This is a genomic window from Leifsonia sp. TF02-11, assembly GCF_017565305.1.
GTDB lineage: Bacteria > Actinomycetota > Actinomycetes > Actinomycetales > Microbacteriaceae > Leifsonia.
On record NZ_JAGEKP010000041.1, the window covers coordinates 1 to 7,494 of the forward strand.

8 protein-coding genes are annotated in these 7,494 nt (G+C 72.4%); 4 read left to right on the forward strand and 4 right to left on the reverse strand.

What is annotated here, in order from left to right; genetic code table 11:
• Nucleotides 1-267 (reverse strand): FadR/GntR family transcriptional regulator (locus JNB50_RS24575; protein ID WP_208042720.1); only part of this gene is annotated, 267 nt, incomplete at its 3' end.
• Nucleotides 268-332: 65 nt separating this feature from the next.
• Between JNB50_RS24575 and JNB50_RS24580 the strand changes: the two genes are divergently transcribed.
• From JNB50_RS24580 to JNB50_RS24595, 4 genes are all read left to right on the forward strand, one after another.
• Nucleotides 333-1,532: a serine hydrolase domain-containing protein gene (locus JNB50_RS24580; RefSeq protein ID WP_208042721.1), complete on the forward strand. Its 1,200-nt coding sequence runs from the start codon at nt 333-335 to the stop codon at nt 1,530-1,532.
• Between the two features lie 87 nt (nt 1,533-1,619).
• Nucleotides 1,620-2,390, forward strand: coding sequence for a sugar phosphate isomerase/epimerase (locus JNB50_RS24585; protein ID WP_208042722.1), 771 nt, complete (start codon nt 1,620-1,622; stop codon nt 2,388-2,390).
• Nucleotides 2,387-3,490 carry a Gfo/Idh/MocA family protein gene (locus JNB50_RS24590; RefSeq protein WP_208042723.1) on the forward strand — a complete coding sequence of 368 codons (1,104 nt, stop codon included), beginning with the start codon at nt 2,387-2,389 and terminating at the stop codon, nt 3,488-3,490. Before JNB50_RS24585 ends, JNB50_RS24590 begins: the two co-directional genes overlap by 4 nt.
• Nucleotides 3,491-3,530: 40 nt before the next feature.
• Entirely contained in the window at nt 3,531-3,893 is a 363-nt protein-coding gene (locus JNB50_RS24595) for an L-rhamnose mutarotase (RefSeq protein WP_208042724.1), read from the forward strand.
• 22 nt (nt 3,894-3,915) lie between these two features.
• Here the strand turns inward: JNB50_RS24595 and JNB50_RS24600 are convergent, their stop codons facing one another.
• The 3 genes from JNB50_RS24600 to JNB50_RS24610 are packed head-to-tail and all read right to left on the reverse strand — an operon-like array spanning nt 3,916 to nt 7,447.
• Nucleotides 3,916-5,394, reverse strand: coding sequence for an aldehyde dehydrogenase (NADP(+)) (locus JNB50_RS24600; protein WP_208042725.1), 1,479 nt, complete (start codon nt 5,392-5,394; stop codon nt 3,916-3,918).
• A gap of 47 nt (nt 5,395-5,441) precedes the next feature.
• Entirely contained in the window at nt 5,442-6,518 is a 1,077-nt protein-coding gene (locus JNB50_RS24605) for a mandelate racemase/muconate lactonizing enzyme family protein (RefSeq protein ID WP_208042726.1), read from the reverse strand.
• A complete protein-coding gene (locus JNB50_RS24610; RefSeq protein WP_208042727.1) occupies nt 6,515-7,447 on the reverse strand; it encodes a 5-dehydro-4-deoxyglucarate dehydratase in 933 nt (310 codons plus the stop codon). Before JNB50_RS24610 ends, JNB50_RS24605 begins: the two co-directional genes overlap by 4 nt.
• Nucleotides 7,448-7,494: the final 47 nt, after the last annotated feature.

A 7,494-nucleotide genomic window follows, 5' to 3' on the forward strand; every position in this document is an offset into this window, starting at 1 on the left:
GGTGGTGGGGCGTCCTTGTTGGATGGTGATGAGTCCTTTGTTCTCCAGGACGCGGAGGGCTTCGCGCACGACGGTGCGGGAGACGCCGAGTTGTGTGGTGAGGACGGCTTCGGTGGGGAATTCGTCGTCGTCGAATTCTCCTGTGACGACGCGGGAGACGAGGACTTTGACCGCGACGGGGACGAGGCCGCCGGGCCGCGCGATCCGATGACCATCGGGGAGTGCCCCCAGTGTCGGATTCTCCGTCTCGATGTCACGCATGGTCATCGGTTTTCCTTCCCCTACGCCGAACATATAGCATGTCATACAACCGACGACGATGAGGAGAGGCGATGACGCCCGATCAGGTGCACGGCTACACGGACCCGCGGTTCGCCGAGGTCGCCGACGCCTTCCGCGAGAACTGGGCACAGTCCCACGAACTGGGCGCCGCCGTCTGCGTCTACCAGGACGGCCGACCCGTCGTCGACCTCTGGGGCGGCGTCGCGGACATCGGGACGGGGAGGCCGTGGCGCGAGCACACCCCCGCACTGAGCTTCTCCGTCGGCAAGGGCCTCTCCGCGCTCCTGGTGCACCTGCTCGCCGCGCGCGGCGTGCTCGATCTGGATGCTCCGATCGAGCACTACTGGCCGGAATTCGCCGACTCCGGAAAGGCGGGCATGCCCGTCATGTGGGCGCTCACCCACCGGACCGCCGTGGCCTACATCGATGGCTCATTCACCCTGGCCGAGGTGTGCGAAGGATCGGCCGTGGTCCGCGCCATCGAAGCGCAGTCGCCCAACTGGATGCCAGGAACCGCGTACGCCTATCACGCCGTCACGCAGGGTTTCGTGCTCGGCGAGATCGTGCGGCGTGCGACGGGCAAGACGTTCGCCGAGGTCTTCCGGGAGTCCATCGCCGAGCCGCTCGGCCTCCGCAGCTGGTTCGGGGTGCCCGACAGCGTGCTCGCCGAGGTCGCCGTGCTCGATGTCGGGCCCCTGGAGTGGAGTGACCCGGAGGCGATCCACGCCGTCGACGCGGCCATGGCGGCCGATGACCGCGCCTGGCGCGCCCTCACGTTGAACGGTGCGATCCGCCTCCCGATGGGGAGCAGGCGCGACCTCGACTACAACGAGGAGATCGTGCTCCGCGCGCAGCTGCCCGCGTCCGGCCTCGTGACCACAGCGCACTCCCTCGCGCGGGTCTACTCGAGCACGGTCGCCGAGACCGACGGATTCCGGCTGCTCGACGATGCGCATATCCGCCGGGCATCGCGGCTCACCATCGCCGGCGACCACCTGTTCTCGTTCGGGACGCCGCAAGTCGAGGAGCGGTGGGGCGAGGGGCTCCGGCTGCCGCCGGTGGCGGCGGGTTCCCTGCTCGGCCCCACGAGCTTCGGCCACAGCGGGGCCGGAGGTGCGATCGGGTTCGCCGACATCGACGCGCGCGTCGGATTCGGCTACGTGACGAACCGGATGTCGATCGGCGCGGACGACCGCGCGCGGCGGCTCGTGACCGCGGTGGCCGCGGCGCTCGAGCCGGTCACCCGCTGACCCCGACCCGATCGAGACGGACCCGATCGAGATCGAACCGATGAGAAGGAGTGCTCCGGCGACGGCGTCGGAGGGAAAGCGATGACGATGACTAACCCACCCGTTTCCGTCCAGCTGTACACGGTGCGCGACGCACTGGAGGAGGACATCGACTCCGTCGCCCGGCGGCTCGTGGAGATCGGCTTCGGAGCGGTCGAGCCGTTCAGGCTCACGACCTTCCCCGAGCGGTTCGACCGGTTCCTGGCGGTGTCGGGCCTGCCCGCGCCGACGGCGCACGAGAAGTTCCTGGCCGACGATGCGGAGCCGCTCCGCGGCTTCGAGCTCGCGGCGCGGCTGGGGATCGGGACGGTGATCGAGTCGTCGGTGCGCTTCGGCTGGGAGACCGCGGCCGGGGCGCGGGAGATCGCCGAGCGGATCAACGCGCTCGTCCCCCTGGCGGCCGATCACGGCGTGACACTCGGCTACCACAATCACTGGTGGGAGTTCGAGAACGTCGGTTCCTACGAGGCGTTCGTCGACGCGCTCGACCCCTCGGCGGTCCTCGAGGTCGACACCTACTGGGCCGCGGTGGGCGGAGCGGACGTCCCCGCCCTGCTGGCCGGTCTCGGCGATCGTGTGCGCGCGCTCCACATCAAGGACGGTCCGCTGCCGCGGCCGGCCGAGGCGCACGTCGACGGCGTCCCCGTGGCCGCCGATCGGCAGGTGCCTGCTGGAGAAGGGGCCGTCGAGGTCGCCGCGGTACTGGCCGCTGCGCCGCACGCGCTCCGTGTCGTCGAGTTCGACGGCTACGCGGGCGACATCTTCGACGGCATCGCGGCGAGCTTCGCATATCTCGACTCCGTGGAGGGCGGCCGGTGAGCGCCGGGAGCGTCCGCGTCGGCGTGGTCGGCGCCGGGGTGATCTCGAGCCAGTATCTGGGCAACCTGACCGGGTTCCCGGACCTCGAGGTCGTGGGAGTCGCCGACCTGGACGAGGCGCGCGCCGCGGAGCGGGCGGCCGAGTTCGGGCTGCCCTGGTCCGGGTCGGTCGACGGCCTGCTGGCCCACGACGACGTCGAGATCGTCGTCAACCTCACGATCCCTGCCGCCCACGCGGAAGTCGCCGCGCGTGCGCTGGAGGCGGGCAAGCACGTCTGGAACGAGAAGCCCTTCGCACTCGAGCGCTCGAGCGCGCTCGAGCTGCTCACTCTCGCCGAGGCACGCGGGCTGCGGGCGGCCAGCGCACCCGACACGTTCCTCGGCGCCGGTCTGCAGACCGCGCAGCGCACCGTGGAGTCCGGCGCGATCGGGCGGCCGCTCACCGCGCTGGCCGTGATGCAGAGCGCCGGACCCGAACGGTGGCATCCGAACCCCGACTTCTTCTACCTGCCCGGCGGTGGTCCGCTGCTGGACTTCGGGCCGTACTACGTCACGGCCCTCGTCCAGCTGCTCGGGCCGGTCGCGTCAGTCACAGCCGTCGACTCGACGGCGCTCGACGAACGCGTCATCGCGAAGGGTCCGCGAGCGGGGGAGCGGGTGCCCGTGACCACGCCGACCTTCCACTCCGCTCTCCTGCGGTTCGAGTCGGGTGCTTCCGCGCAGCTGGTCACCAGCTTCCAGGGCTGGCGCACGCGCGCCGCGATGATCGAGGTGAGCGGCGTGGAGGGCGCGATCGACGTGCCGAACCCGAACGCCTTCGACGGCGCGACCGCCCTGTGGCGGCGCGGGGTCGCGGAGCCGGAGACGATCCCAGAGACGGGCTCGACCCTCACCCGCGGCACCGGTGTCGTCGAGCTCGCTCGCGCGATCCGGACCGGCGTCCCGGAGCGCGCGTCCGGTGCGCTGGCGTATCACGTCCTCGATGTCCTGCTCTCGATCGTCGACGCCGCCGAGACCGGCGACCGGGTGGACGTGGCGTCGACCACCGCCTCCCCGCTCCTGCTGCCGGCCGGGTGGGACCCGTCGGCGGCGACGCTGTGAACGCTCAGCCCCTGCACCCCTCGATCGGAGACGCTCCGTCATGACCACCACCCCGTCATCCCCGCCGAGCCCGCCGACCTCGGTCATCGCCTGGCGCACCCGGCTGCTGCCCGGCCAGGAGGAGGCGTACACGCGCACCCACCGCCGGGTGCCCGAGACGCTCGCCATCGCCTTGCGGGAGTCCGGCGTCGTCGAGTGGCGCATCTGGCGCGACGAGCTCACCCTCGTCCACCTCATCGAGACGACGCACGGGAAGGCCGAGATGGAGCGGCGGATGCGGCAGCTGCGGCCGAGCGACCCCGAGTGGGACGCGCTCATCGCCACCATGGTCGACCAGGACCCGTCGACCATGGTGGAGCTGCCGCTGATCTGGGGGCTGGACGGAGACGGTCAGCGCCCGTGACCGCCGGCGGTCGGTGCCGTGTTCACGCGATCAGCGTCCCGTTGCGGCGGTGCGGAACACGGGAGAGCGCGGCGTCCCGGAGCTGCGACGGGAGCAGCGGCTCGGGGGCGTCCTGGTAGACGACCGGGCGCAGGAAGCGCCGGATCGCGGTCGCCCCCACCGAGGTGTGCAGCGAGGTGGTCGCGGGCCAGGGGCCGCCGTGGTGCTGTGACCAGGTCACGGCGACGCCGGTGGGCCATCCCGCGAACAGGACGCGACCGGCCTTGCGCTGCAGGACGTCGAGCAGATCGGCGACGACGTCGCCGGTCTCGGAGTGGAGCGTCGCGGTGAGGCTTCCCGGGACGGTCTCGAGTGCGCGCAGCAGCTCATCCTCGTCGTCGTACCGGACGAGCACCGTGATCGGGCCGAAGCACTCCTCGAGGAGCACCTCGGGCCGGGACGCGACGGCCGCGGCGTCCGTGACGACGACCACGGGGTGCGCGACGCCCGATTCGTCGCGGCGTCCGCCGGCGAGCACAGAGGTCGAGGGATCTGCGATGAGGCGGTCGACCCCGTCCGGGAAGGCCGCCGTGATGCGCTCGGTGAGCAGTGGGCCGCCCTGGGCGGTGGCGACCGCGGAGGCGACGGCGTCCTCGAACCCGGTGCCGCGAGGGAGGAACACGACGCCGGGCTTCGTGCAGTACTGACCGGCGCCGAGGGTGAAGGATCCGACGAGTCCCGTTGCGAGATCGCCGCCGCGGGCGGAGATCGCGGCCGCCGTGATCACGACCGGGTTGATGCTGCCCAGCTCGCCGTAGAAGGGGATGGGGTCGGGACGCCCGTTCGCGAGGTCGAACAGCGCCCGCCCGCCCGCGATGGAGCCGGTGAACCCCGCGGCCTGGATCACGGGATGCTGCACCAGCAGGTTCCCGGCCTCGCGGCCTTCGACGAGCGCGAGCGATCCCGGAGGCGCTCCGGCGGCCTCGAGTGCTGCGGAGGCGATGGCCGCGGTGCGCCGGGAGAGCTCGAGATGACCCGAGTGCGCCTTCACGATCACGGGGGAGCCGCCCGCGAGGGCCGAGGCGGTGTCGCCGCCCGCCACCGAGAAGGCGAAGGGGAAGTTTGAGGCCGAGAACACCGCGACCGGGCCGACCGGCGTGAGCATGCGGCGGAGCTCGGGGCGCGGCGGGCTCGCCGCGGGGTCGGCATCGTCGACGGTCAGCTCCAGATACGAGCCCTCCTCGACGACGGCCGCGAAGAGACGCAGCTGGCCGGTCGTCCGCCCGACCTCGCCCCGAAGTCGCGTCTCGCCGAGGCGGGTCTCCCGGTCGGCGATCTCGACGAGCTCGGGTGCGGCGGCGTCGAGCGCGTCTGCGACGGCGCGCAGCCATCCCGCGCGCTGCTCCGCGCTCGAACGGCGCCAGATCGGGGCGGCCGCGGCGGCCGCACGTGCGATGGCATCCAGCTCCGTCGCGCCGGTGGTGAAGGTCGGGGTCGACGTCGAGGCGGCGGCGGTGCTCATGGTGGCGGTGTCCTCTGCTCGTATGCGGTGGTCGGTTCGTGGGGCGGTCAGCGGAAGCGCAGTCCGAGACCGAGGTGCGGAGCGTCTGCGAGGCGGCCGTCTGCGATGACGACGGGGCCGGGGTCGCGGAGGGCGCCGAGGGTGCCGAACCCGGCGTCCTCGACGTCTTCCGCGAGCGGTTCGGCGACGCCGGGAGCCGCAGGCAGTGCCAGGGCGACCTGGCCCGAGAGCTCCGGCAGGAGGTGGGGGTGCAGCGGCACGCGGTGCTCCGCCGCGAGGCCGGCGATGCGCAGGAACGGGGTGACGCCGCCCACCCGCACGATGTTCGGCTGGACGATTTGCGCCGCTCCCGCGCGCAGGTAGTCGGCGAACCGATGGATGGTGTGCACGTTCTCGCCCACCGCAATGGGCACGTCGATGCGACGGGCGAGCTCGGCGTGCGCGGCAAGGTCGTCGGCGCGCATCGGCTCCTCGATCCAGGCGGGTCGGAACTCGCGGAGCGCCTCCATCGCGGCGGTGGCGGTCCCGAGCGTCCAGCGCTGATTGGCGTCGATCATCAGCTCGCGGCCGTCGCCGAGCAGCTCGCGGACCGCGCGGACGCGCTCGATATCACGGTCGAGGTCGGGGAGCCCGACCTTGATCTTGACGGCCGTGAAGCCGTGGTCGATCCATCGCCCGACCTGCGCCAGCAGCTCGTCGAGCGAGTAGTGCAGGTTGACGCCGCTACCGTAGGCGGCGACGGAGTCGCGCCGCCGGCCGAGACGGTCGGTGAGGGAGAGCCCAGCAGCGCGGGCGTCGGCGTCCCAGAGCGCGAGGTCGAGCCCGGCCAGGGCGATCGTCGTGATGCCTCCGCCGCCCGCTTCGTGGATGTGCGCCCAGGCGGCGTCCCACAGCTCGGCGGGCGCCGCGATGCGGCCCACCGCGAACGGCGCGATGTCGTGGGTCAGGTGCGCGAGGACCGCCTCGGTCCCGATCTGCGGTGTCCAGGAGAAGCCCCAGCCCTCGGCGCCGTCCGAGCGCACCAGGTGTGTCGCGATCACCCCGACCGACGTGACGTCGCTCGCCCAGGGCCGGGTCAAGGGGACCCGGACGATGCGGGCGTCGAGGGAGGCGACCGTCGTCACGCGGGCTCCGGGACGGATGCGGAATCGGGCTCGACGAGGGCGCGTCCCGCGTCGAGGATCTCCGTGAGGCGGCGCTCCTGCGCGGGTGTCGGGTCGACGAGCGGCGCTCGCACGCCGCCGACCGGGAGCCCGCCGAGCCGCAGCCCGGTCTTGATGAGGGAGACGCCGAATCCGGGTGTCTCGTCGCGCAATGCCACGAGGGGAGCGTAGAAGGCGTCGAGCAGCGCGCGGCGGCGGTCCTCGTCGCCGCCGATGTAGGCGCGGTAGTACGCGTTCGCGATGTCGGGCGCCATCGCGAACGCGGCGGAGGAGTAGAGCGGGATGCCGATTCCGCGGTAGGCGGCCTGCGTGAGCTCCGCGGTCAGCAGCCCGTTGAAGAAGGCGAAGTCGTCGCGCCCCTCTTCGGCGACCGCTCGCACGATGAGCTGAGCCGTGCCGATGTCGCCGACGCCGTCCTTGAACCCGATCACGCGGGGGTTCGCCACGAGCCGCCGGACGGTGTCGACCGTATAGGCGGCGTTCGCGCGGTGGTAGACCACGACGGGGAGGTCGGCGGCCGCGGCGATCGCCTCGACGTATGCGGCGAGGCCAGGCTGGGGACCGGCGACGAGGTACGGGGGCAGGACGAGCAGCGCGTCCGCGCCGGCGTCGGCGGCGGCGCGCGCGACCTCGAGGGCGTGACCGAGCGGTCCGCCCGCGCCGGCGACGACCGGCACGCGACCGGCGGCGGCGGCGACCGTCGTCCGAGTGACGAGCGCCGCCTCCGATGCCGACAGCGCGTGGTACTCGCCGGTGCCGCAGGCGGGGAAGACGCCGCCGGGCCCGTGCGCGAGCGCCGTCTCGAGATGCTGGTCGAGGACCGCCGTGTCGACGCGTCCGTGCGCGTCGAAGGGGGTCACCGGGAAGAAGAGGATGCCGTCGAACTCCACTCCTGCCGCTCCTTTCCTGGAGAACTGCTGTCTGGGGAAGTGCTGTC

Coding starts and splice junctions, on each gene's coding strand:
- JNB50_RS24585 (WP_208042722.1), top strand. CDS start 1,620: ATGACTAACCCACCCGTTTCCGTCCAGCTGTACACGGTGCGCGACGCA.
- JNB50_RS24600 (WP_208042725.1), bottom strand. CDS start 5,394: ATGAGCACCGCCGCCGCCTCGACGTCGACCCCGACCTTCACCACCGGC.
- JNB50_RS24580 (WP_208042721.1), top strand. CDS start 333: ATGACGCCCGATCAGGTGCACGGCTACACGGACCCGCGGTTCGCCGAG.
- JNB50_RS24595 (WP_208042724.1), top strand. CDS start 3,531: ATGACCACCACCCCGTCATCCCCGCCGAGCCCGCCGACCTCGGTCATC.